This is a genomic window from Aliikangiella maris (genome assembly GCF_040719265.1).
Taxonomy (GTDB): domain Bacteria; phylum Pseudomonadota; class Gammaproteobacteria; order Enterobacterales; family Kangiellaceae; genus Aliikangiella; species Aliikangiella maris.
This window is the reverse complement of sequence record NZ_JBFDAH010000029.1, coordinates 15,626-39,731: the sequence shown is the minus strand read 5'-3', so window position 1 is coordinate 39,731 and position 24,106 is coordinate 15,626. Positions and strand designations below refer to the sequence as shown.

General features: G+C 39.4%; 24 protein-coding genes. 15 read left to right on the top strand and 9 right to left on the bottom strand.

Features of this window, described 5'->3' with window-relative positions; translation table 11 throughout:
* The first annotated feature begins 44 nt into the window (after positions 1–44).
* The 10 genes from bioB to ABVT42_RS18935 all read left to right on the top strand — a co-directional run bounded on the left by bioB (position 45) and on the right by ABVT42_RS18935 (position 11,319).
* The gene (gene bioB, locus ABVT42_RS18980) at positions 45–1,145 is read left to right on the top strand and encodes a biotin synthase BioB (RefSeq protein WP_353897493.1); all 1,101 of its coding nucleotides are present in this window, start codon (positions 45–47) and stop codon (positions 1,143–1,145) included.
* A 57-nt stretch (positions 1,146–1,202) separates the two neighbouring features.
* Positions 1,203–2,372 carry an 8-amino-7-oxononanoate synthase gene (bioF, locus tag ABVT42_RS18975; protein ID WP_353897492.1) on the top strand — a complete coding sequence of 390 codons (1,170 nt, stop codon included), beginning with the start codon at positions 1,203–1,205 and terminating at the stop codon, positions 2,370–2,372.
* A gap of 5 nt (positions 2,373–2,377) precedes the next feature.
* Complete coding sequence (bioH, locus tag ABVT42_RS18970; RefSeq protein ID WP_353897491.1) at positions 2,378–3,241, top strand: pimeloyl-ACP methyl ester esterase BioH; 864 nt, start codon at positions 2,378–2,380, stop codon at positions 3,239–3,241.
* On the top strand, positions 3,238–4,095 hold the full coding sequence (bioC, locus tag ABVT42_RS18965) for a malonyl-ACP O-methyltransferase BioC (RefSeq protein WP_353897490.1): 858 nt from the start codon (positions 3,238–3,240) through the stop codon (positions 4,093–4,095). Before bioH ends, bioC begins: the two co-directional genes overlap by 4 nt.
* Positions 4,096–4,113: 18 nt before the next feature.
* Positions 4,114–4,812: a dethiobiotin synthase gene (gene bioD, locus ABVT42_RS18960; RefSeq protein ID WP_353897489.1), complete on the top strand. Its 699-nt coding sequence runs from the start codon at positions 4,114–4,116 to the stop codon at positions 4,810–4,812.
* An 80-nt stretch (positions 4,813–4,892) separates the two neighbouring features.
* The gene (locus tag ABVT42_RS18955) at positions 4,893–5,750 is read left to right on the top strand and encodes a CvfB family protein (RefSeq protein ID WP_353897488.1); all 858 of its coding nucleotides are present in this window, start codon (positions 4,893–4,895) and stop codon (positions 5,748–5,750) included.
* Between the two features lie 30 nt (positions 5,751–5,780).
* Positions 5,781–6,317: a hypothetical protein gene (locus ABVT42_RS18950; protein WP_353897487.1), complete on the top strand. Its 537-nt coding sequence runs from the start codon at positions 5,781–5,783 to the stop codon at positions 6,315–6,317.
* Complete coding sequence (locus tag ABVT42_RS18945; protein WP_353897486.1) at positions 6,317–7,903, top strand: amidohydrolase family protein; 1,587 nt, start codon at positions 6,317–6,319, stop codon at positions 7,901–7,903. Before ABVT42_RS18950 ends, ABVT42_RS18945 begins: the two co-directional genes overlap by 1 nt.
* Positions 7,896–8,255 carry a diacylglycerol kinase gene (locus tag ABVT42_RS18940; RefSeq protein WP_353897485.1) on the top strand — a complete coding sequence of 120 codons (360 nt, stop codon included), beginning with the start codon at positions 7,896–7,898 and terminating at the stop codon, positions 8,253–8,255. Before ABVT42_RS18945 ends, ABVT42_RS18940 begins: the two co-directional genes overlap by 8 nt.
* Positions 8,256–8,415: 160 nt before the next feature.
* Positions 8,416–11,319: a M16 family metallopeptidase gene (locus tag ABVT42_RS18935; protein ID WP_353897484.1), complete on the top strand. Its 2,904-nt coding sequence runs from the start codon at positions 8,416–8,418 to the stop codon at positions 11,317–11,319.
* Positions 11,320–11,383: 64 nt separating this feature from the next.
* Here ABVT42_RS18935 and ABVT42_RS18930 read toward each other — a convergent pair whose 3' ends face one another.
* Positions 11,384–12,301: a bile acid:sodium symporter family protein gene (locus tag ABVT42_RS18930; protein ID WP_353897483.1), complete on the bottom strand. Its 918-nt coding sequence runs from the start codon at positions 12,299–12,301 to the stop codon at positions 11,384–11,386.
* A gap of 248 nt (positions 12,302–12,549) precedes the next feature.
* Between ABVT42_RS18930 and ABVT42_RS18925 the strand changes: the two genes are divergently transcribed.
* The 5 genes from ABVT42_RS18925 (at position 12,550) to ABVT42_RS22465 (ending at position 16,316) form a co-directional block, all read left to right on the top strand.
* Positions 12,550–13,029, top strand: coding sequence for a hypothetical protein (locus tag ABVT42_RS18925; protein WP_353897482.1), 480 nt, complete (start codon positions 12,550–12,552; stop codon positions 13,027–13,029).
* 250 nt (positions 13,030–13,279) lie between these two features.
* On the top strand, positions 13,280–13,528 hold the full coding sequence (locus ABVT42_RS18920) for a hypothetical protein (RefSeq protein WP_353897481.1): 249 nt from the start codon (positions 13,280–13,282) through the stop codon (positions 13,526–13,528).
* Positions 13,529–13,579: 51 nt separating this feature from the next.
* Complete coding sequence (locus tag ABVT42_RS18915; protein WP_353897480.1) at positions 13,580–14,410, top strand: putative metalloprotease CJM1_0395 family protein; 831 nt, start codon at positions 13,580–13,582, stop codon at positions 14,408–14,410.
* Between the two features lie 102 nt (positions 14,411–14,512).
* On the top strand, positions 14,513–15,325 hold the full coding sequence (locus ABVT42_RS18910) for a Dam family site-specific DNA-(adenine-N6)-methyltransferase (RefSeq protein WP_353897479.1): 813 nt from the start codon (positions 14,513–14,515) through the stop codon (positions 15,323–15,325).
* Between the two features lie 352 nt (positions 15,326–15,677).
* On the top strand, positions 15,678–16,316 hold the full coding sequence (locus tag ABVT42_RS22465) for a UPF0149 family protein (protein WP_353897510.1): 639 nt from the start codon (positions 15,678–15,680) through the stop codon (positions 16,314–16,316).
* A gap of 118 nt (positions 16,317–16,434) precedes the next feature.
* On the opposite strand, the gene ABVT42_RS18900 is transcribed toward ABVT42_RS22465, so the two are convergent.
* The 8 genes from ABVT42_RS18900 to ABVT42_RS18865 all read right to left on the bottom strand — a co-directional run bounded on the left by ABVT42_RS18900 (position 16,435) and on the right by ABVT42_RS18865 (position 23,994).
* Positions 16,435–17,844, bottom strand: coding sequence for a DUF3526 domain-containing protein (locus ABVT42_RS18900; RefSeq protein WP_353897478.1), 1,410 nt, complete (start codon positions 17,842–17,844; stop codon positions 16,435–16,437).
* Positions 17,841–19,259, bottom strand: a complete 1,419-nt coding sequence (locus tag ABVT42_RS18895; RefSeq protein ID WP_353897477.1) for a DUF3526 domain-containing protein — start codon at positions 19,257–19,259, stop codon at positions 17,841–17,843. The genes ABVT42_RS18900 and ABVT42_RS18895 overlap by 4 nt, the downstream gene beginning before the upstream one ends.
* A gap of 3 nt (positions 19,260–19,262) precedes the next feature.
* A complete protein-coding gene (locus ABVT42_RS18890; RefSeq protein ID WP_353897476.1) occupies positions 19,263–19,961 on the bottom strand; it encodes an ABC transporter ATP-binding protein in 699 nt (232 codons plus the stop codon).
* 197 nt (positions 19,962–20,158) lie between these two features.
* Positions 20,159–20,626, bottom strand: a complete 468-nt coding sequence (locus tag ABVT42_RS18885; protein ID WP_353897475.1) for a GNAT family N-acetyltransferase — start codon at positions 20,624–20,626, stop codon at positions 20,159–20,161.
* A 134-nt stretch (positions 20,627–20,760) separates the two neighbouring features.
* Complete coding sequence (locus ABVT42_RS18880) at positions 20,761–21,981, bottom strand: HupE/UreJ family protein (protein WP_353897474.1); 1,221 nt, start codon at positions 21,979–21,981, stop codon at positions 20,761–20,763.
* Positions 21,982–22,105: 124 nt separating this feature from the next.
* Entirely contained in the window at positions 22,106–22,444 is a 339-nt protein-coding gene (locus tag ABVT42_RS18875) for a dockerin type I domain-containing protein (RefSeq protein ID WP_367024239.1), read from the bottom strand.
* A 105-nt stretch (positions 22,445–22,549) separates the two neighbouring features.
* Entirely contained in the window at positions 22,550–23,872 is a 1,323-nt protein-coding gene (locus ABVT42_RS18870) for a purple acid phosphatase family protein (RefSeq protein ID WP_353897509.1), read from the bottom strand.
* Positions 23,767–23,994 carry a hypothetical protein gene (locus ABVT42_RS18865; protein ID WP_353897472.1) on the bottom strand — a complete coding sequence of 76 codons (228 nt, stop codon included), beginning with the start codon at positions 23,992–23,994 and terminating at the stop codon, positions 23,767–23,769. The genes ABVT42_RS18870 and ABVT42_RS18865 overlap by 106 nt, the downstream gene beginning before the upstream one ends.
* Between the last annotated feature and the right edge of the window lie 112 nt (positions 23,995–24,106).

Sequence of the window (24,106 nt, the reverse complement as noted above, 5' to 3'; positions counted from 1 at the left end):
GGTAGCAAAATAACGCCAGCATTGACCAAAAGTAGTGAGATATTATGCATCAATCAGACACTTTGTCGAGCCTTATTGCTCCTGCGCCTGTTCGCCATGACTGGCAGGTTTCTGAAATTCAGGCGTTATACAATTTACCCATGAACGACTTGTTATTTAAAGCGCAGGCAGTTCATCGTCAGAATTTTGAACCGAACAAGGTTCAGGCTTCAACTTTAATGAGTATTAAAACTGGGGCTTGTCCTGAAGATTGTGCTTATTGTCCACAAAGTGGTCACTATAATACTGGGCTTTCCAAAGAACAATTGGTTGCGCTGGATGAAGTCATAAAAGCAGCACGAAATGCCAAGCGCTCAGGGGCAACCCGTTTTTGTATGGGCGCGGCATGGCGCAGTCCCAGAGGAAAAGACTTTCCGGTTGTGTTAGAAATGGTTAAAGCCGTCAAAGAAATGGGACTCGAGACTTGTGTGACATTAGGCATGCTCAACGATGATCAGGCTCAACAGCTTAAAACTGCCGGGCTGGATTATTATAATCATAACCTCGATACATCGGCTGAATACTATTCACAGATCATTACCACACGAACTTTTCAAGACCGACTTGAAACTCTGACACGTGTACGAGATGCCGGTATCAATGTCTGTGCAGGGGGAATTTTAGGTATGGGAGAGACACTGCGAGACCGGTTAAGTCTGATTAAAGAGTTAGCTAACTTGCCTGAGCATCCACAAAGTGTTCCGATTAATCAGTTAATCGCAGTTAAAGGAACGCCACTTGAAGATGCCGAAAGCCTCGATCCGTTTGAGTTCATACGAATGATTGCTGTCGCGCGCATTGTGATGCCAAAATCTTATGTGCGTTTATCGGCTGGGCGCGAAAGTATGTCTGATGAAATGCAGGCAATGTGCTTTTTTGCTGGGGCTAACTCTATTTTTTATGGTGATAAATTACTGACAACTGACAATCCGGATATGAATCACGATCTCGAATTGTTTAAGCGTCTTGGAATTGAACCTGAAGGTGGTACATCAGAGCAAAATCCTTGCCCACGTAAGTTGGCAGAAGAGCAGGAATTGCTGGCGCAGGCACAAAATGCCGTACAAGGTGAGAGTAGTAAGCTTTTTTACAATGCTGCTAGCTAATGCTGACCTGCTAACCGTTGAATACAATTGACTTAACTGTTTTAGCATCGCTGGCTGATGAAGTTTTTAAATTTGTCTCAATCTTTAGCTGAGCGTGATAGTTTAGGCGAAACACGTCAGCGCGAAGTTTTGCAGTCTGCTCAAGGGCGCAAGATTTCTTTGGGTGGACAAACTTATGTTAACTTCGCTAGCAATGATTACTTAGGATTGGCTGCGCTCGAATCCACTCAATCTTCGGTACTTGAACTACTTCCAAGTACCGGGGTCGGAAGTGGCGCATCGCATATGATTTGTGGCCATCATCAATTACACGAACTTTTCGAACATCAACTCGCTGGTTTTCTGCAAAGGCAAGCCGCTTTAACCTTTACTTGTGGGTATATGGCAAATCTGGCGGTGTTGCAGGCATTGGCGCGAAAGGGAGATTTATTGATTAGCGATAAGCTAAACCATGCTTCCTTAATTGATGGTGCACAATTAAGTCAAGCTGACAGTAAGCGCTATCCTCACTGTGACTTAACCGCCTTGGAAAATCGCCTCAAGCGTTCCTCGCAAAATACCTTTGTGGTTACTGACAGCGTTTTCAGTATGGATGGTGATATTGCACCATTAACGGAAATCGCTGAATTATGCGATAAATATAACGCACTGTTAATTGTCGATGATGCTCACGGCTTCGGGGTGCTTGGTACTAATGGACAAGGCTGCTGTGAGCATTTTCAGCTTAATCAACAACAAGTTCCGGTTTTAATGAGTACTTTTGGTAAGGCATTGGGTGGATTTGGTGCGGCAGTTTCAGGTGAAAAAATACTGATAGATTACTTAATCCAGTTTGCGCGTAGTTACATTTATACGACTGCACTGCCACCGATGATTGCTGCTGTGAATTTACACCATCTACAAGTGTTAATGAACGGACCTGAGCGGGTTAATAAACTACGCCAAAATATCGCTTACTTTCAGCAGCTTTGCCTACAGCAAAAAATTCCATTATTAGCCTCAAGTACTGCGATTCAACCTGTCGTAGTTGGCGATAACCAGACCGTTCTTCGATTAGGTGAGCGGTTAAGAGCTTATGGCGTTTTGGTTGGTACAATTCGGCCACCTACGGTTCCGCCAAATAGTGCGAGAATTCGAATTACATTAACCTCTGAGCATCTGAAAAGTGATATTGAACAATTGGTCAATGCGCTTGATAAGTGCCTACAGCAAAATGATCAGAATTAAAAACGATGAAATTAAAACCTTATGTTGAAGTAACTGGCAATGGCCCTGCTTTGGTATTAATCCACGGTTGGGGATTGCACGGTGGCATCTGGGAAACCGTTGTAGCATCTTTTGCTAACAATTTCACAGTCTATAATCTCGACTTACCGGGGTTTGGGCGTAGTCCGGTGCATAATGCCGATTATACTTTGGATTATCTGGTGGCGGCAGTCGCATCTGTGGTGCCTGATGACGCTTATGTTTTGGGGTGGTCGTTAGGTGGGCTGGTTGCAACTTCCTTGGCTTTAACACAGCCACAGAAGGTTAAAAAGTTGATTACAGTTGCTTCTAATCCCGCATTTGTTGCCGACGAAAACTGGCAATATGCCATGCAGGCTCAGATTTTGCAGTCATTCATTGATTATTTGCAAGACGATTACCAAGGCACTTTGATCCGTTTTTTAGGGATTCAAACGATGGGGAGTGCCACGCAAAAAGAAGATATCAAGCGTTTGAAAGAAACCGTTTTTCTGCACGGCCAACCTTCGGCTAAAGCGCTAAAAGGTGGGCTGAAAATACTTCAATCGATTAATCTGGTTAAACAGCTGCCGCAATTAAGTCAACCTTTGCTGCGTTTATATGGTCGACTCGACTCGTTGGTGCCAGTTAAAGTTGCCGCACAAATTGATGAATTATTGCCTGCCAGTCAGTCAATTATTTATCGCAAGTCAGCGCATGCGCCATTTTTATCAGCAAATGATGAATTCATTGAAGATGTTACCTCTTTTTTGTTGGGGAGCCAGGTTGGAGACCAACATGCTGTTGATAACTTGGGCGATAATTTGGTCAATCTTGCAGCGAATAGGGCAACTGGAGATTTTCATTCATGACATTGCAAAAATCACTGATTGCACAATCTTTTAGTCAGGCGGCAAGTAGTTATGACGCCGCCGCTTTTTTACAGCAAGAAGTTGCGGTCAGAGTTTTTGAGCGACTTGAGTTGATGCGTATTCGTCCTGAGCATATTCTCGATGCTGGCTGTGGCACCGGATTTTGTACCCGTCACTTGCGGGATCAATTTAAGCGAGCCAAAGTTTGTGGCATTGATTTGGCTCCAGGCATGATAGCTCAGGCTGCAACTCAACAACGCCTGTTCCGCAAAATTGACTACCAAGTCGCCGATATCGATCTGTTACCTTTTGCTGATAACACCTTCGACTTGGTGTTTTCCAGCCTTGCAATACAGTGGTCGTTGGATCTGAATCAAACTTTTCGAGAATTAAATCGAGTACTTAAACCGGGGGGATTATTGATTTTTTCGACACTTGGCCCCGATACTTTAATGGAACTTAAGCAAAGCTGGCAGGCTGTTGATGAATACGTTCACGTGAATCAGTTTATCGATATGCATGATGTGGGCGATGTTGTTTTTAACCAGCATTTTGAAAATGTTGTGATGGATCGTGATGTTATTACCTTGACCTATAAAACTTTGTTGGGATTGATGCGGGATTTAAAAGCTATTGGTGCACATAATATTGATAGTGAGCGACCTAAAGGACTCATGGGTAAAAATAAATTCAAGCAGTTAGAACAAGCCTATGACGCTTACCGAACAGCTGATGGCATTTTACCTGCAACTTACGAAGTGGTTTATGGACATGCTTGGAAAAAACAAGGGATTAAAAAGGACTACCATACGCAAGAAGTTAATATTTCGGACGTCAAAATACATAAAGCGTAACTGAGATGAGGTTGTAGCGTGCAGCAAAAAATTTTTATTACCGGAACTGATACCGAAGTAGGTAAAACTTTTTTTACCGTTGCGCTAATTCGTGCTTTACGTAATGCAAAGCAAACCGTCATGGCATTTAAACCGGTTGCCGCAGGATGCCAACAACAAGATGGACAACTAAAAAATGAAGATGCATTGGCGATTATCGATGAGTTAATGCAAGGCCAGGCCGAGTCACTGGCTTATTCTACGGTTAATCCTATTGCACTCGAGCCGCCAATTGCACCGCATATTGCTGCCGAATTGATTAATCAACAACTGTCTGTGGATTATCTGCAACAACACTGCCCATTATCCCGATTCGCACAACAATTTATTTTGGTAGAAGGTGCGGGTGGATGGCTTGTTCCTTTGAATCAGCGGCAAACGCTAGCGGATTATGCACAAGCTGAAAAGCTCGATATTATATTAGTGGTGGGTTTAAAACTGGGCTGTATAAACCATGCCATGCTGACCTATGAGAATATACGAGCGCGTGGATTAAATGTTATTGGTTGGGTGGCAAATCATATTGATCCACAGATGGATAATCAGGCTGAAAATATTCAAACACTGAAAAATCAACTTAATTGTCCATTGATTGCTGAGATTCCTTATTTTGATCAGGTAAATCCCATTGGTGAAGCGAGTAAATGTGTTAGAATTGAACATATTTTGTCGAGCTGAAGTGGTTTATTTGCTTACCTTAGGGCACTACTATTTAATCTCGACATTTCCCGCAGTATTTAACATTTTCGTGAGAGCCAATGATTAAAGTCGGCCAGTTTAATTTTTTAAAAATTGCCAGTCAGTCAGCGCGCGGTGGATTGCTCGAAGCCGGCGAACTGGGCCAAATATTTTTACCCGCCAAACAGTTGCCTGCACAAAGTAAGGTCGGTGATCGCCTATCGGTGTTTTTATATCGTAACAGTCATGATGAAATTGTGGCAACCACGCAAAAGCCAAAAGTTGAAATTGGGGGGATTGCCTGTTTGAAGGTGACCTCGGTAACCAAAGTTGGGGCGTTTGTCGACTGGGGATTGCCAAAAGAGCTGTTGATTCCTTTTGGTGAACAAACACAACGCCTAAAAATTGGTGATACCCCAATCGTTTTTGTGTATCTGGATAATTCAGATCGGCTGTGTGCTTCGACCAAACTTAATAAAAAGCTGGTAGCTGAAACTCAAGGGTTAAAATCAGGCGATGCGGTTAATTTAATTGTGGGTGACAAAAGCGATCTGGGTTATAAAATGGTTGTTAATCAAAAGTTTTGGGGGCTTTTACATTTTAGTGATGTAGTACAGCCTTTACAGTTTGGTCAGATACTACGTGGCTATATCAAAAATCTGCGTCCTGATCGTCGAGTTGATATAAGTTTGGTGCCGATGGGGCTGCCAGCCAATAGCGATTCGCTCTCGCAAAAAATTATGCAAAAGCTGAGTTCAGAAGGTGGCTATATGGCGATTGGCGATAAAACGCCGCCGGAGCAAATTTATCAATTATTTGGTGTTAGTAAAAAACGTTTTAAATCGGAACTGGGTAAACTATTCAAGCAACGCCGAATTATTATAGAAACTAGCGGAATTCGTCTTACAGGTAAAAAGCCAGATTCAGTGAAAAAATAAAAGCGTTACAATATAAACGGAGCCGTAAAAATGTCATCTAAACTGACACAATTGATTACAACAATCAGCTTTGGTTTATTGTTATTTTTTAGTACCTTTTCGCAAGCCGATGTCGTTCGTTCTGAGGACAATTATTTTGAAATTCAATTGGAAACATTGGTGAATGCGCCTATTGACCAGCTTGATAAAACCTTGTTAGCGATTCATTCCTGGTGGCAAGCCGATCATACCTATTCTGGTGAAAGCCGCAATTTGTATTTAGATATAAAACAGCAGCATTGCTTTTGTGAAACTTTACCTGATGACGGAATAGTCAGGCACATGCAGGTTGTGTTTTATCAACGCCAGAAAAAATTAAGATTATCTGGTGGACTTGGCCCGTTACAAGCATTAGCAGTTAATGGCGTTTTGGAATTTTCAATCAAAGCTGATACTAAAACAAAATCGCATTTATTGGTGACTTATCGAGTCAGTGGAACAGGGGCAAAACTGACCAACTGGGCTAATCCGGTTAATCAGGTGATTTCCGCGCAAGTGAATGCACTAAAACAACAGGCAGAAAAATAATGACACAATCTTTTAAACATCATTGGCAAAAGCAGTTTAGACTGCTTTTTTTATTGGCTACAGTTTCATTTACACAGGCTTGGGCTGCACCAGAAATTGCACCTGAACGACATCGTGGTGAAGGGCCGTTTGAGCGATTGATTATTCGTGGTGGCATTCTCATTAATGGTGAAGGTGCACCACCTCGTGGCCCGGTAGATATTGTGATTGAAAATAATCGCATTGCGCAAATTAAAAGTGTTGGTAATCCTGGGGTACCAATTAAAGGTAATCGGCCAGAAGCCGGTCCCAACGATAAAGAAATTGATGCCCATGGACATTATATTTTACCGGGGTTTGTCGATATGCATGGGCATATTGGACAAAGCTACCAAGTGACTACCGCTGAATATACCTTTAAGCTTTGGTTGGCTCACGGTATTACTTCTGTGAGAGAGGCGGGAAGCTTTACTGGAACTGACTATGTATTAAATCACGCGAAAAAAAGCCAATTAAACACCATCGCTGCTCCACGAATTTTTCCTTATTTTGGTTTTGGCATGGGCAATGATGAACCAATTACTACGCCAGATGAGGCAAAACGCTGGGTGAAAAAAATTGCCAAGCGAGGCGCTAAAGGTATCAAATTTTTTGGCTTAAAGCCGGAAATCTTTCAAGCAGCGGTGAGTGAAGCAAAAAAGCGTGGATTAAAAACCATGATGCATCATGCCCAATTAGACGTTGCCCATTTGAATGTCATTGATAGTGCACGTATTGGGTTGACCTCAATGGAGCATTGGTATGGTTTACCAGAGGCGATGTTTGAAAATCGTATTATTCAGGATTATCCCACAGATTATAATTACAATAACGAACAACATCGTTTTGCCGAAGCGGGTAAATTGTGGCAACAAGCAGCGGCCCCAGGTAGTGAAAAATGGAGTCAGGTGCGTGATGAATTAATTCAATTAGACTTCACCTTAAATCCGACTTTAACCATTTATGAAGCCAGTCGTGATTTAATGCGTGAACGTAATGCTGATTGGCATAAAGAATATACATTACCCGGGTTATGGGACTTTTTTCAGGCGAGTCGATATGCACATGGTTCATACTGGTTTGATTGGACAACCCAAGATGAAATTAACTGGAAAAAGAATTATCAACGTTGGATGGCATTTTTAAATGATTATAAAAATCATGGGGGCCGGGTAACCACAGGCAGTGATTCGGGGTACATTTATAAAACTTATGGCTTTGGTTATATTCGCGAGCTTGAACTGTTACAAGAAGCGGGTTTTCATCCGTTAGAGGTGATTAAGTCTGCCACTATCAATGGCGCTGAAGCACTGGGATTGGCCGATGAAATTGGTTCGATTAATATTGGCAAGCTGGCCGACTTGGTTATTGTTAAGGAAAATCCACTGCACAACTTTAAAACATTATACGGTACAGGGCATGTCAAATTGGATGACAATAACAAGCCTGTAACCGTGGGTGGTGTTAAATATACGATTAAAGATGGTATTATTTTTGATGCACGCCAGTTACTGGAAGATGTTAAACGAATTGTAAAAGCAGAAAAGGAAAAAAAGAACAATGGCTAAGCCGGGCAAAACTGGATTAGCGCGTATTATCGATGCGACAGGCTATTCTTTGCAGGGACTCAAAGCTGCTTGGCAAAATGAAGCAGCATTTCGTCAGGAAATCTGGCTGGCGGTGGTGGGTGTGCCGCTGGCATATTTATTAGCCGACAATAAATTCGAGTTTCTCTGGTTGATTTTACCTTTATTTCTTATCATTTTAGCCGAGTTAACTAACTCGGCAATTGAAGCAGCCGTTGATCGAATTGGCGATGAACACCATGAATTAGCCGGACGTGCAAAAGATATTGGTTCGGCGCTGGTGTTTATTTGTTTAGTTTTACTGGCAATTGTCTGGTTGATTATCCTCAGTTAGGCTATTTGGGGGGGCGTTTTTCCCCCTTTTTAAAAGATAATACACAATAAAATATTGAATCATTCCAAGGTGTAAATATTTGCCTTAATTCCATTTGCAAAATGTTGTAGCTTCAATATTTTTTTATTAAGTACAATTAATTGTAATCAGGAGAGTATTCTTGAAAAAGTGGATGATTTGGTCTTTACTGACGACCCTTGTTGCTTGTGATAACCAACAGCGAACGAGCGAGAATGAACTGGCGCAACACATGCCAGACAAAGTTCAGCCGACAAACAGGTCAGATAATAGCCACAATAGCCAATTAACTGGCATTAAACTGATTGAAGAAGTCAAAGCCTCACCAGGCAAAATTGTAATTCCCTATAAAAAATACATACTCGATAACGGGCTCACTTTGATTCTGCACGAAGATGATTCTGATCCATTAGTCCATGTGGATGTTACCTATCATGTGGGCTCTGCGCGTGAAGAACCGGGTAAATCTGGATTTGCCCATTTTTTTGAGCATATGATGTTTCAAGGCTCAGAAAACGTTGCCGACGAACAGCATTTTAAACTCGTTACCGAAGCAGGTGGTACCATGAATGGTACAACGAATGCTGATAGAACGAATTACTTTCAAACAGTACCAGCTAATCAACTCGAAAAAATGTTGTGGCTTGAAGCCGATCGCATGGGATTTTTGGTCAAAGCCGTTACTCAGGAAAAATTTGAAATTCAACGTGAGACCGTTAAAAACGAGCGAGGTCAGCGTATTGATAATCGTCCTTATGGTCGACTTTATGAAACTGTGAGTGAAGCACTTTATCCCGCGGGACATCCTTATTCCTGGCCAGTTATTGGTTATTTGGAAGATCTAAACCGGGTCGATGTGAATGACTTAAAAGCTTTTTTCCTGCGTTGGTATGGACCAAATAATGCAACTCTAACCATTGGTGGAAAAATTGATGTTGATGAAACATTAGCGCAAGTGGTTAAATATTTCGGCAGTATTCCGCGCGGTCCAGAAGTAACTATGCCGGAGAAAGATGCGATTGTGTTAAAGCAAGATCGTTATGTTTCAATAGAAGATAATGTTCACCTGCCGCTTATTTATATGAGTTATCCTACGGTATATGTGCGTCATGAAGATGAAGCCGCACTGGATTTACTGGCTTCAATTTTAGGGGAAGGTAAAACTTCGCTACTTTATAAAAACTTAATTAAAAATCAGCTAGTGGTGAATGCATCGGTTAATCACCCTTGTGCCGAACTTGCATGTACATTTAATTTATATGCGTTGCCACATCCTGCTTCGGGCAAGTCTTTAGCTGATGTAGAAAAAATTATACGACAGACGCTTGTTGAGTTTGAAGAACGAGGCGTGACAGATGACGATTTGATTCGGGCAAAAGCACAAGCTGAGTCTCGCTATATGTTTGGTTTACAAAGTGTCTCGGGCAAAGTCAGTCAATTAGCTGCCAATCAGACTTTTACTGGTAATCCTAATTATATTGAAAAAGATATTGAGCGTTATACCTCGATTACGCGAGAAGATGTGATGAGAGTTTATGCACAATATATCAAAGGAAAGTCTGCGGTTATTTTAAGCATTGTGCCGAATGGCAAAGCCAATATGATTGCCGCAAAAGATAATTATAAAATGCCTGAGCGCATTTTAACTCCGCCAAAACAGGTGTCAGCTGATGAATTGCAACTCAGACAAGCTAAGGATTCTCTTGACCGTTCAAAAATTCCGGCTGCTGCGAAAAGTCTATCGGTAAGTATCCCTGAAATTTGGCGTGATTCATTACCCAATGGTATTAAAATTTTAGGCACACAAAGTACTGAAACACCTACAACCGCTTTATTATTTAAAGTGCCTGCTGGACATTTATTTGCAGCAAAAGAAAAAGCTGGTATTGCTGATTTGTTGGCTAAAATGCTTAATGAATCAACCGCGCAGCGTGATGGCGAATCGATGAGTAATGAGTTACGTAAATTAGGTAGCGATATTACGATTACTAATGGTGATCATTATTTATCTATCAGTGTCAATACGCTGACTAAAAATTTAGCCGCAACTTTAGCGTTACTCGAGGAAAAAATATTACAGCCCGCCTTTAACGAAGCAGATTTTAGTCGAGTAAAAAATAATGCCGTTCAAGATATAAAAAATAGCAAAAAAGAACCCGGCTATTTAGCAAATCGTGCTTTTCGCCAGTTGCTTCATGAAGATAATATTGCCGCATTACCCAATAATGGTACTGAGGAAACGATTACTGCAATTTCATTAAATGATGTAAAAGCCTTTTATGAAAAGCATTTTAAACCGGCAGATAGTCAATTGATTGCAGTGTCTGATTTACCACAACCTAAAATCATGCAAATGTTTACTCAGTTTAAAAACTGGAAAGGCGAAAGCCCTCAGCTTACGCTTAATTTACCAGAGCCAAAAGTTAAAACTGGTACAATTTATCTTGTACATAAAGATAATTCTGCGCAGTCGGCTATTCGTATTGGTAAGCGAGCAATCAAATATGATACAACAGGAGAGTTTTATCGCTCATACTTAATGAATTATCCATTAGGTGGTGCTTTTAACAGTCGAATTAATTTAAATTTGCGTGAAGATAAAGGGTATACCTATGGGGCTGGTTCCGTCTTTAGTGGAACAAAGCTGGCTGGACAATTTACCGCCAGCGCTGAAGTTCGTGCTGATGTAACCGATAAGTCAATTACTGAATTTATGAAGGAAATTCAGCAATACTATCAAGCTGGAGCAACAGAGGCAGAAATGGCATTTATGCGTAAAGCTGTTAATCAGCGGGATGCGCTTAAGTATGAAACGCCTAGCGCTAAACTTAAATTTTTAGCACGTATATTAGAATATGGTTTGCAACCTGATTTTGTTAAACAGCGCAGTGAAATAGTTGACACTATCACGCTTGAGGAAATTAACAAACTTGCCCAAAAGCATTTGAATTTTGATGAAATGGTTATTGTTGTTGTTGGTGATGCCAAGCAATTAAAAACACAACTTAAACCACTTGGCTTACCAATTGTCGATTATCAAATATAAGCCGTTAAGTCGCATAGCATGAAAAGAAAAAAGGCCGTTTGATTCGGCCTTTTTTAATGATGTTTTATTGATTGTTTTTCCTTCGTGACCACCAGGCGGCAACGATTGAACCAATTACGCAATGAAATAAGCTGGATACGGCGCTGGGTATTGCAGTGGCAGGATTGGCAAAGTTACTTCGTGCTAAATAAGCACCTAACCCAGAATTTTGCATGCCGACTTCAATAGAAATTGCTCGCGCATCCTGCGCAGATCCAGTTACCCAGTATCCCGCCCAAAATGCAATAGAAAAACCCAGTGCATGCAAGGTAAATACGGCGGCAATTAAGTTGACGGCTGAAGCAATTATTTGATCGCGTCCTGCACCAATAATACTGGCAACAATTAATACAATTACAATGACAGCAACCAAGGGAGAAAACACTCTTAAGCGACTGGTTAATACGGGGGTAAAACGACTCATTAATAAACCCAGGCAGATGGGCAAAATGACAACCTTTAAAGTGCCCAAAAATAATCCCATTGTATTGACCTCAACTTTTGAGCCAACCAGCCAGGTTGTCAGTAAGGGAGTCATAATTACTGCAAGCAGTGTTGAAACCGCTGTCATAGCAACTGAAAGTGCGACATTGGCTTTTGCCAGATAGCAAATAACATTTGAGGCCGTTCCCCCTGGGCAACAGGCAACCAGAATTAAGCCAACCATCAATTCGGTTGGTAAGTTAAAGAAGTTGGCAATTAACCAGCCAAGCAATGGCATGATGGTATACTGCAAAGCGACCCCAACCAGTGACCCTTTTGGTGAGCGAGCAATTTCTGCAAAGTCATCGAACTTTAAGGTTAACCCCATCGATAGCATAATAATACCCAGTCCCCAAGTGATTAAACTGCCACTAAACCAGGTAAACCAGGAAGGTTCAATCAGTGCTAGACCACTTGCCAGTATGGTCCAAATAGGAAATGCCTGAACTAATTTTTGCATGTTATTCTCTTCTTATTTTCAGGGGGATGTCACGCATCGTAAAATAGCGCTTAATGCTACACGAGTGAAAAAGTGGGTCAATGAACTTTTATTAATATTGTAGATTTGCCCATATTGGTCTGTTTAAAGCAAACTGTGGCATAGGATTGGCCATAGCGTTGATGATAAAATGATAGGCAATAATCCTCCGATGTTTCTAATTCAAGAGACGTCTAAAATTCTCATTAAATATTTAAAGGAATGAATTGATGTTAAACAAAATCAATAACTGGATTGATAATCTTAATCGGACATATAGCGAACAAAAAATAAGCTGTCGACAATTTTTACAACCTTTTGCTGCATTTTACTCTGAAGCATTTTTAGATAATGCTAGTTATGTTGTTGTCGATAAAATTCCCAAGCCAGAGTTTCCTGAACTCAGTGAAATGGGGTTAGGTGATTTTATTGATATGCCTGCTTCAGCAATTACTTATAAGGACACTTACTATATCCTTGTTCAATCAGCTGAATCGATGCGTATTCATTTTCATGAACTGGTACATGTAGCGCAATGGCAGCTATTGGGGGCTCAGGGATTTATTAGTCGATATATTCAAGAAATTCAGCAGTTTGGTTATGCACAAGCGCCATTAGAAAAAATGGCTTATGCACTTGATGGGCACTTTGCCCAAGGCGGGGAAAGTATAGTTGTGCCTAACTATGTCGCTAAACAGCTATCATTTTAAGCCGCTATAACGGTAGCGTGATAGGAAAAACTGGCTGAAATTACTATGTTTGTGCAAAGCGGATGAATTGATTCGCCTGATTTATATAGCAATTGATTATTAACTCTTTGATTATTATAAAAATAGTAAAATAATACTCAATTTGCTTAATTTTTGTGCTTTACTGCCGATATGCTGAGCATAGTTATACTTTGATGGTTATTCACGAAGGTTGATTAGCCATTTAATTCACCTATTAATTGAGGTCTTTATGGAAATCGGCAATATTCTTAATATCGGCGTACAAGGCTTTCAAGATGCAACTAATCGTGCGGCTGAAGCCGCACAACAAATAGCCTCTCAATCGGTCGAAAACTCAACTGAAGAAAGTGTGCAAACAGAAGATTTGACAACCTCTTTAATTGAATTACAACGTGCCGAAAATGATGCCAGGGCTAATGTTAAAGTGGTCGAAACCGCGTCTGACTTAGTTGGAACATTGCTGGATGTGAAAGCGTAGACAAATGATATTTTGCCCCTTTTGACTATTGTTAAATTCTGGATTCGCTAAATGCTCATCGTCTCTGCGCCAATTGTGCTACCGGTTACTACAGCTAATATACCTACTGAAGCTGTAGCAGCCGAAGCCGCGCAAAAACCGCCAATTCCAGAGGCCACCTCTGCAACTGAAAATACCAATTTAAAAAACGGTACCGACTCGAATGAGCAAAAGAATGCGATTACCGATAATCGTTCAACTAAAGGAAAAGAGTCGCGTCAAGAAGAGAATACTGAACAACAAGAGCAACAAGGTAATAATTCGCAAGAGCAGCGCCAGCAAGCTTTAGAGACTCAGCAAATTGACAAGCTCAAGCGCCGAGATCGCGAAGTCCGGGCACATGAAGCTGCGCATGCCAATGCCGGTGGGCAATATGCTGGTGCGCCACAATTATCCTTTAAAATTGGCCCCGATGGTAAACGTTATGCCGTTGCTGGCGAAGTTAGCATTAATACCAGTAAAGTTGCAGATAATCCCCAGGCTACAATTGACAAAATGGCGCAGGTTAGACGGGCGGCACTAGCGCCCGCATCCCCTTCGGCGCAAGATTTCAAAGTTGCAGCCATTGCTAGTCAAATCGCAAATCAGGCCCTGACTGAGCTTAATTTAGAGCAAAGAGAAGCACAGGCACAACAAGTTAGTGGAGATGAGTCGGTGCAATCTCAAGATGATGAAGAAAGTCAAACGCAGACTCAACGCCTGCAAAGTGACCGAAAATCAACCTCACCCGAAACTCCTGTGGCCAATAGGCTTCAATTAAAGCTTTCATTGAATCAAAAGATTGAGTCCTCTGGGGCTTATACCGATGTCAATATCAATCGACAATTGTCTATTGACGCTTAGTGTTTTCCTTCGACTAAAATTTTTTACTAAACCGATTCCCATGTGCGCTGAGATTGCGTAAACTTGCGGGCTATTTGTGAAATTTCGTAAAAATCGTGATACATGTCGAATCAGCCAACCAGACCTTTTTTAAAGTGGGCTGGTGGAAAATACAGGTTATTAGAAAAACTGACGCCTCATTTAGCGGGTAAGAAGCTCATTGAGCCTTTTGTCGGCTCGGGGGCGGTGTTTCTTAATCTTAATTTTGAGCGATATCTATTAGGTGATATTAATCCCGACTTAATTAATCTATATCAATGTTTAAAAAAAGAACGAGGACAATTTATTCGCTATGCCCGTTCATTTTTTATCCCGGAAAATAATTCCCAAGCAGCTTATCTGGCATTTCGTAGTGAATTTAATGGTGATGTAAAAGGTCGTCGCAGAGCGGCACTTTTTATTTATTTAAACCGACATGGTTATAACGGTCTTTGTCGCTATAATCAGTCTGGCGGTTTTAATGTGCCATTTGGTCGTTATGCTAAGCCTTACTTTCCAGAAAAAGAAATGCAGCATTTTATTAAAATGGCAAAAAATGCGATGTTTGTTTGTGGTGATTATGCGGCATTAATGAATCGTGCAAGACAAGGTGACATCGTATATTGTGATCCGCCTTATGTACCATTATCGGTAACTGCCAGTTTTACCAGTTATTCCAAGCATACCTTTTGTTTAAATACGCAGGCTAATCTTGCGGCAAAATCGGCGCATCTTGCTAATCGCGGGGTGAAAGTGGTTATTTCAAACCACGATAATGAATTTACCCGCTTTATTTATCGTGATGCAAAAATTGAATCTTTTAAAGTGCAGCGCTTTATTAGCTGTGCTGGACATAATAGGACTTCTGCGCGCGAGTTAATTGCGGTTTATGAATAATCGTGTGAATAAAATTTTGATTTTGTGATTAATGTAAGCTGACTTCATTACAACATCAACAATTTTAAGTCCTTTAAAAACCTAACTGAGTTCTTTTTTAATGTTTCTGCCATAGAACTCAAATACATTAATGAAAAGGTACTCATAATTGATAGGGGAAACGTGAAAAAACATAGGGATAGTTCGCTCTGCAGAAAATCGTACCCTGTTTATTTATGTTTCTGGATGATGGCGTATAATCATGTCAATTACTAACAAGAGAATATAGTGAAGTGAAAAAATTCGATTTAACAGACTACTTAAGTTGTTTTGAAAATGAAGCGCTAGCTAAACAACTGGAAGCCCCTTTTTTATTTTAGGTTTTATAACCGGTGTTTGTTCTTCCCCAGAGTTAATTTACCCTAGTGACTGGATTCCAATGCTTGCCGTCGATGAAGACGCAGAGATTAATTACGATACTGATGAGCAATGTGAACAATTTATGGCGTCGCTAATGTGTTGGTCAAATTATTGTAATGATTGCTTTAACAAAGAAAAAGCTTTTAATTTATTTCAACCAGACAGTTTTGATACGGTTAATGGCGCTTCAAAAGAATTAAAGGATTTTGCATTGGGCTATCTTAATGCCTATGAATGGTTGCATGAATTATGGGAGCAGGCAATAGAAGACGATAGTGAAAATGATCTTGTCGTTGGTTTTGTTAATTTAATGATGATTCAAACTGCTAGTTGGCCAAAGGTTTTGCAAGAGAGTGAGCAGAGTGATATTCCAAATATTTTAGGTGAATTATTAAGTTGTAAGCAAAGTGTTAGTGATATATTACAAGGAGCGATATTAGATGCCGGAAGTATCGGACATAAAATTAGCCAGCAAAACGCTTTATCCAGTTTGCCTGTTGAACAAGTGATCAACCAGAATAAAAATGTTGGTCGGAATGATCCTTGCCCATGTGGAAGTGGAAAGAAATTTAAAAAATGTTGCTTACATTAATCTGACAGGCTTAAATGTAACATCTCATTGACCATCGTGCTTACCTCACAAGACTGTGTCGTCGGGTATATTTATGAATAAACGATTTATTTTGACAAAATATTTTTACATTGCTTATTCATTTTACTCGATTGGTTGCCAGACTTAACTTTTTTGATAAGGGATTATCAATAGATGGCATAACATCATAAAAATAACGTATTTTGTACCATCGAGCTGCAATGAATAAAATGGCTAAATTTAGCAAGAAAAAATAAATTAAAGCAACGTTGCTACCCTGATAACTATTTTGATAGTTAAAAGGTGGCACGTTATCTAAGTCTTGTGGCTGAAAGGGTTTGTCTAAAAATAAGTAAGGAAACCAGAAATTTTGTAGTTGCTGATGCCACTGTATAATTTGTTGACGATAATGAATATAAGATCGAGAACTTGTACTGGCGATTGTTTCGAGTTCATTTTGAATTGTTAACGTTGGTGATAACCATAACCAAATTGACTGGGTATTGAGTTGTTGTTCATGATAAGTATTGGCTAACTGACTAACCTTGTTATCACTTTCTTTTTGCATGGCATAATACCAATCCCAGTCGCCTGGTTTGATGGTTCGTGATTGATTTTTCCATTGTGGGTGTTTAGCAATAAACTGATTAAAATCTGATTGCTGATCATTATCCCAACTGTCATTCATTAATTGACGCTGTGTCATCAACAACTCAATTCCCGTATTGACCGATTGACTCTCTAGTTTTTGTAAATAGTAAATACCTGGGATAACAAAAACACTGATTAACCAAAAACTGATAAACAGCAATAAACTTTGTACCGCATTTTTATTTAATACGATGACAATACCAGAAACTAAAAACCAAAATAACTGATACAAAAATAAAATACCAAAAATATAAATACTCGTTTGATTCAATGGAATGCTTAAAGAAATACTGGCAATTACTAATGTTAATGAATTAAATAACAAGATGAGTAGAAAGCGTGCACTCAATCGATACAGAATAAATCGCGCACGGCTTTCAGTGACAGATGATATTAATGGCCATCTTTCGAGCCTACGTTCGTCAGCTATACAAGTGACTGATATTAGGCCGATTACCAAAGGCATTAAATATAACCAAATAAAACTAGCGTCTAACCGACCAATACTTAGGTGGGTTTTATTGGTGACGGGATTTCCGTAAATTTGACTATGTATCGATAAAATTCTAATTCGCTGTTGGGTAAGTTGTTCTTTTCGCTCACCATGAAATAGCGCAGACCAGAGTGAGGGTGTGAATACTGCTGGTTCAAAAATATAATAGGCAGCCATGCCTGGACTGAGTGAATCTTTATTTTTCCAGGCTGATTTGTTTTCTGTAAAATAGCTGGCAGACTGTTCAATTTGTTTTATTTCGTGTTGATATCGATTAATGCCAAAGCTAGTCGCTAATAGCAAGATAATAAAATAAGAGATTAATAAAATAAGAAAAGCGCTATTTTTTAAAATTAGTCTCAATTCGAACAGTATGCGACTCATGGTAAATACCATTGTTTTTTAAAATAAATTATGCCAGATAGCAGTACCGCAACCCAAAAGCAAAGTATTAGCCATGAAATAGATGCCTGGTTGACTCTTTCATTGAGTGTTGGATGCTGGTAGTTAAATAAACCCATTTGCTGCCAGAAGGATTGACTGGCTTTTTGTGTGCTATTGTTTTCATAGTCAATATGATGTGTTTGTATCTCATTTAAACTTTGAATAAGCTGGTAGCGAAATGCTTCGGCCGCCAGTTCAAAGTGATGATTGGAAATGCGATCATTAATTGTCAAAATTTGCGATAACTGATGGATGGCTATACCCGGTGATAAAAAGCCAAACCATGCGCTTACTTGTTGTTGCTGCTGATATTGATCTGTAATAGCTTGAAAATGAGTTTTGTAAATTTCACTTTGAATACGTTCTCCCTCAGCCATTACTAATCCTTTCCAATTAACGGGTAATTCGGCAATACTTTTAACCCCATATTTTTTTAAAACTTGCGATTTAAAATCGGTAAAGTAAGGATCATCTGGGTTATGTGAGTCACCAATGGCTTTGACTGCTTTTTCTAGTGCAATGTGGAGATTAAGGCGATCGGGCGTTTGATAAATATTTTCACTTAATTCAACACTGAGTTTGGGAATTAGCACAACCGTAAACAACCAGGTTAATAGTAGCCCTGCTAAACTGGTTGTGCTGGATTGGACTCGATAAGATAAGATGAATATCAGCATAATCCAAAAAGCGCTATATAACCCATATACGATTAATAGCATAAATAATTCAATGACAACCGTGAGTGAAAGGGTGTTATTAAAAATTAGGAAAAACAATGTAACTGTTGCAATAATTGCCAGTAATAGTATTGTGTAAATTATAAATAGTAGCGACTTTCCAACAAACAACTGCCAGATGGTAGCGCCCATACTTAGTAACCACTTTAGTCGCTCGGACTCTCTTTCATGACTAAAACTGCCATAGCCAATAATAATTAAAATTAATGGCCAAAGTATAATCATTAGAGTGGACACTGAAGGGTATCCTAGCTTCATGATTGTTGGACTGAGCAACGTATTTCGAATTGCACTACTGTTTTGTCGATGAGCTTCCAAAAATAGATAGTTGCCAACATAGGGACTGATGCCGGCATCAATAAAACTTAATGGCGCAGTTGGACGCAAAACAACATGGCCGTAATGTGCCACTCGGTGAGGGTGTCTGTCTGGTTGATTTCGCCAAAAATTATCGGCTTTTTCTTGCCAAATCTGTTGACTCTGAATGAGAGCTTGTTGTTGATTCCAATGAATAAACATGGCCAATAATAGTAAGCTTATCATTAAAGTCAGCAAAATGATTTGTAACTTACTTTGTCGATGTGTTGTCCATTCGTGAGACAGTATATTAAAGATCATTATTTAAATAGTGCTCTGAAAATAGTATTGTTCTAGTTTTTCAAGGGTCAGATCATTATTAGTAATATTTTGAACCAGCTTTCCTGCTTGGAGAATGCCTATTTCATCAGCGAGTAAACAAGCACACTGTAAATCGTGCGTTATCATAACGATAGTTGCACCTTGTGCTTTTAGACGTTGTATCAATTGGACAAATTCATAAGTGGCACTTGGGTCAAGGCCACTGGTTGGTTCGTCAAGTAGTAATAATTTGGCATCTTTCAAGCGGGCTAAGGCAAGTCCTGCTTTTTGTCTCATTCCTTTAGAAAATGCTCGAGTTGATTTATTATGAGCTTGCTCGGCTAAACCACACTCTATTAATGCTTTTTTGATAGTGGCTTCATCGATTGTTAATCCGCTTAACTGAGTCAGGTATTTGAGATTTTCGATAGCCGTTAATTCGGAATAAAGATTAATATTTTCTGGGAGATAAAAAATCGACTTTTGTATCACTCTTCGATCTTTCCATAAATCAATGCTATTGAATTCTGCATATCCACTATCAGGCTCAATAAATCCCAGTAACATATTTAAAGTGGTGGTTTTGCCCGCACCATTACCACCAAGCAAACAATATACTTGGCTTGTTTCAACCCGAAAACTGAGCTGTTTAACGGCATTTTTATGACCAAATGATTTACTTAACTGGTTTACTTTTAGCATGAAGAAGCAGTCTCAAGTTTTTATAAGACAAGATAAAATCAGTATTTTTAGTGAAAATCTCAAAATCTAATAATACCAAAATCAATAATTTATGATATAACGTATCATATTGTGTTGCTTATACATATGTCAAGCGGCTGGTTAGTAAAATCGTTTTTATAAGTTGTTCTTTAACAGATAGTTCTAGCTTCAGTCATTTATAATTGTTTAGTATAAAATCGACTAAAGGGCTCTCGTTGATAACTACCAAATGGGTTGCTCTCAACAAATCCATTTTTTAAGTAAAGACTAACCGCCGGATCAAAAGCCGCATGAGTTCCCGTTTCGAGACTGACTGATTGATAAGTACGCTTTGTTGCTTCGGCTAGAATATGTTGCAGGATTGATGCACCAACACCACAGCGTAGAAAATTAGGGTTGGTTTTCATTGATTTTATTTCACCTGCTTTTGGTGAAAGTTGCTTAAGTGCGCCGCAACCAATTAACTGATTTTGGTAGCGTGCTCCCCAAAAAGTAATATCGGCGGAATGCATCGCTGCTTTATCCAGTGCATGAATACTTTCTGGTGGTGAATACTGTTGCATCTCGTTTAAATGAGCTTGAAGTAACTCAATAATCTTGCCATCGGAAAGATCATCTTGCGCAATTACAAAGTTAATTTTCAATTTGATCACATGTTTCATCTGAACATAACAATGGCTGATATTAGCGAGTTAATAATTTGAGAGCAATAGAAAAATTATTGTAGTCATGAAGTATCGTATTCACCCGTTAAATTGTATTTATCTGATTTATCATTTTAAATGACTCTTTCAATAAACCAGCCGCCACCAGCTATGGCAATCAGAACAGATAGAATCATCAGAATATTCTTACCATTTTTAAAGTGAAGTAATTGCATTATAGGCCAGTAAAGTACCAAGATGATCATCAATTGGCCAATTTCAACCCCCATATTAAACAAAAATAAGCGACCTGTAATTGGGTAGCCCGAAGCATATTCGGTAAGTTGGTAGCTGAGTCCGACGCCATGAATTAAACCAAAAATAAAAATTAAAAATGGGTGAGAGCGCTGTAAAGCTGTTTCAGTTTTTGCACGTAAGATATACAGATTTTCAAAGCCAATAATTAATACGGTGAGGGCGATTAGTGGTTCAGTAATCGTCGGAGAAATTTTGAGTATGCCCATATACGATAATGCTAAAGTTATCGAGTGAGCCAATGTAAATAAGGTAATGCAACTAATTAGCTGGCGCCATTTCATTGCAACCAAAAGAAGGGCAATAACAAAAAGTATATGGTCGAGTCCTAGCAGAATATGCTGCATTCCCATAATAATAAATCCGGGCTCTAACCAGCGCCAGTTTGCAGTAAAAGCGTTATCTATTTTAGTTGGTTTTTTTTGTGCTGTTGTTATTAGTGATGTATCTGGATTATATGATTGGTTCAGATCTTTATTAATAAATGTGGGGCTTAATTTTTTATCCCATTGTGTCAATAATTTTGTAACGGGTATATCAAGTGAGTTTTTATCAAAAGTAAATCGCGTTCTCATTTCTTCACCGGCCATAAAAACACGGGCATAATTTTGATGACCTCGCGACTGATTAATAAAGAGATAATAGTTAATTTGGATATTGTCAATACCTTGAGGACATTGATAAGTAATTTTGTATTGATATGCCTGCACTTGTGTGAGCTGGAAGGATTGAATATTTAAACGGTGACAATTTCGTCTGTTGGCACTGACAGACCAACCTTGACTGATAATTGCTTGATAGTTCTCTGGTGCAAGGATGATGTTTTTAGTATCTTTTGTGAATGAATTTTGTGGAAGCTCTAATATATTGTCACGGGGTAGTGTATAAGTGACCTGAATGCCTGGTTTGGCAATTTGAATTGCTGTGTCAGTGTAACCACTTAAATGGGCATCGGCGGTTGTGCTATATGTACTGAGTAAAATGGTAAATATTACTGAATAAAAAAAAGAAAGTTGATATTTGTTTTGATAGGTTGTCATAAAAAATGGCTATTTAGTAAAAAACATTGAAGAACTGTGATTGAGTTTGCTTTTAAATCGACTTGAAATGAAGTGATAAAGTGAGTTTATTGTTCACTTTATCACTTGGCTTGTTTCTTGATTTTTATTGAACAAACCATTGTCGGAAAAACCATATTAGCCAGTTTTTCCAGTGCCTTTGTTGATGGTAAATTTCAAACCACAGTTGAATGTCGCGGTGATTGACACAACCGCTTTCATCCAAATCGGCACGTTCGTTGTATCTTTTATTTCCGCTACATTGGTTTATACTTTTTCTTAACAAACCAAGATCTTTTATAGTAACTTTGCCATCACTATCGATGTCACCAGCTACTGGTGGTGAGGTGACACTAAAATCTACATGGGTGGTTAATTCTTCCTCAGTGTCATTAACAACAATAACCGCATAATAGCTTCCTTCAAGCAAATCGCCAATTTCCAATGAACCTGACGTATTTTCAATATCTGTGCGTTTGATTAAATTTTTTGAGACGCTACCTGTTTGGTAAATTCTTAATGACTCACTGGTATCGCCAACAAGGTTTTTCTAATCAAAACGAATGGTTTCATTGCTGAAAATAGCACTGCTACTGGCAATTAACTCGGGGAGAGGATTGACCGTAAACTCAATTCGGCCTGTCGCTTCGTCATAACCATCATTTAAAAATACGGCAGCATAATATTGGCCTTCAGGTAATTCATTAAAAGTTGCTGTACCTGAACGGCTGGTAATATATTGCCATTGAGTTGATACACTAGAACCTGGCACATGCTCGTGTTGATAAATGCCAATCCAATCTTTGCTATTGCCAGCAGTATTTGCCCAACTTAGATTGATTGTTTGTCCAACTAAATACCGAGATTTATCCGCTGTTAATGTTAGTAGGTCAGTTACACTAAACTCTATGCGAGAGGTGGCTTCGGTATAACCGTCATTAAGTAATACAACCGCATAGTAGTTACCAACAGCCAAAGTGGCAATTTGAAACTGGGTAGAGTTGAATTGTTCACTAATGGTAGCGGTGTTTTGTGTTGTTTGAAAAGCACTGCTGATAAAGGTATATGGAAGCGTAATTGCTTGCTCTATCGTATTGGTTATACTCGGACGCTCCGGTGCGCCGCCGTCAAGCTGACGCTCAAAGGTATCGATTAAGCGACGGTCGTAATGCATGACTTGCTCATTATTTTTATAAATAATAGGATGTGCTTCGGCATAACTGTCTACTTTCATACTGTTTAAATGAACAAACAACACGCGCTCGGATTGGTAAGCATAATAAGTTTCATCGGCGGCAGGTGCGATACCCTGATAGGCGGTGCCATCATAAATGAAATGGGCACGATAGTTTTTTAACTCACCATCACTATAGTATTCATGATTTCCTACAGTTGTCATAATTGGTAAGTTGAGTGAGAGGAGCGCTGATTGGGCAAAGTGAAGATTTTCATAATGATCCAGCGTACCTACATCGACCTGGTCACCATCATTTAAAATCAGGTTAATACTTTCTTCAATATGACTGCCATAAAGTGATTCAACTTTTTGTTTGGCTGCGGTAACTAATTTTAAGTAGCGATCTTCACCACGGATTTGGTGATCGCCTAGTACTAGAATGCGTAAATGACCGCTGTTTTCTCCCGCTGCCGGTTGTGTTTTAAAGCGATGAATGGCTGAGGTTTCACTACCGGTTTTTGTGCGGTAGTAATACAAGGTGTTCGCTTTTAAACCGGTTAATTGAACACTATGATATTGATAATCTGTCGCTAAACTTTGATTATTTCCGGTGGTGCTTTGTTGTAGCGAGTCGGCTGATAATCCGTACTCGACAGTACTTTCACTACCACTTGTTGTTTTCCAAGAAACCCAGATTGAATGAGCCGTTGGCGTTTGGAGATAAGGGGGATTTCGGCATAAGCGTTAAATGCGAATAGTGCTATCAACCCCCAAATATATTTTAAATATCGGTGTGAAATTGATTGTATTGCTCGCATAGAAAAATCCTGAAACTGATCGTTAAAGTGTGTTGGCAAAATAATGGTGGTGTTATCAATGCGTGAATATAGTGTTTGAAAATGAAAGTTAAGTAACTTATTTGATTATGAA

What these genes read in the sequence shown, in the direction of transcription:
- bioB (WP_353897493.1), top strand. Translation starts at nt 45, where the DNA reads ATGCATCAATCAGACACTTTGTCGAGCCTTATTGCTCCTGCGCCTGTT.
- bioF (WP_353897492.1), top strand. Translation starts at nt 1,203, where the DNA reads ATGAAGTTTTTAAATTTGTCTCAATCTTTAGCTGAGCGTGATAGTTTA.
- bioH (WP_353897491.1), top strand. Translation starts at nt 2,378, where the DNA reads ATGAAATTAAAACCTTATGTTGAAGTAACTGGCAATGGCCCTGCTTTG.
- bioC (WP_353897490.1), top strand. Translation starts at nt 3,238, where the DNA reads ATGACATTGCAAAAATCACTGATTGCACAATCTTTTAGTCAGGCGGCA.
- ABVT42_RS18955 (WP_353897488.1), top strand. Translation starts at nt 4,893, where the DNA reads ATGATTAAAGTCGGCCAGTTTAATTTTTTAAAAATTGCCAGTCAGTCA.
- ABVT42_RS18950 (WP_353897487.1), top strand. Translation starts at nt 5,781, where the DNA reads ATGTCATCTAAACTGACACAATTGATTACAACAATCAGCTTTGGTTTA.
- ABVT42_RS18945 (WP_353897486.1), top strand. Translation starts at nt 6,317, where the DNA reads ATGACACAATCTTTTAAACATCATTGGCAAAAGCAGTTTAGACTGCTT.
- ABVT42_RS18940 (WP_353897485.1), top strand. Translation starts at nt 7,896, where the DNA reads ATGGCTAAGCCGGGCAAAACTGGATTAGCGCGTATTATCGATGCGACA.
- ABVT42_RS18930 (WP_353897483.1), bottom strand. Translation starts at nt 12,301, where the DNA reads ATGCAAAAATTAGTTCAGGCATTTCCTATTTGGACCATACTGGCAAGT.
- ABVT42_RS18925 (WP_353897482.1), top strand. Translation starts at nt 12,550, where the DNA reads ATGTTAAACAAAATCAATAACTGGATTGATAATCTTAATCGGACATAT.
- ABVT42_RS18920 (WP_353897481.1), top strand. Translation starts at nt 13,280, where the DNA reads ATGGAAATCGGCAATATTCTTAATATCGGCGTACAAGGCTTTCAAGAT.
- ABVT42_RS18915 (WP_353897480.1), top strand. Translation starts at nt 13,580, where the DNA reads ATGCTCATCGTCTCTGCGCCAATTGTGCTACCGGTTACTACAGCTAAT.
- ABVT42_RS18910 (WP_353897479.1), top strand. Translation starts at nt 14,513, where the DNA reads ATGTCGAATCAGCCAACCAGACCTTTTTTAAAGTGGGCTGGTGGAAAA.
- ABVT42_RS18900 (WP_353897478.1), bottom strand. Translation starts at nt 17,844, where the DNA reads ATGAGTCGCATACTGTTCGAATTGAGACTAATTTTAAAAAATAGCGCT.
- ABVT42_RS18895 (WP_353897477.1), bottom strand. Translation starts at nt 19,259, where the DNA reads ATGATCTTTAATATACTGTCTCACGAATGGACAACACATCGACAAAGT.
- ABVT42_RS18890 (WP_353897476.1), bottom strand. Translation starts at nt 19,961, where the DNA reads ATGCTAAAAGTAAACCAGTTAAGTAAATCATTTGGTCATAAAAATGCC.
- ABVT42_RS18880 (WP_353897474.1), bottom strand. Translation starts at nt 21,981, where the DNA reads ATGACAACCTATCAAAACAAATATCAACTTTCTTTTTTTTATTCAGTA.
- ABVT42_RS18865 (WP_353897472.1), bottom strand. Translation starts at nt 23,994, where the DNA reads ATGCGAGCAATACAATCAATTTCACACCGATATTTAAAATATATTTGG.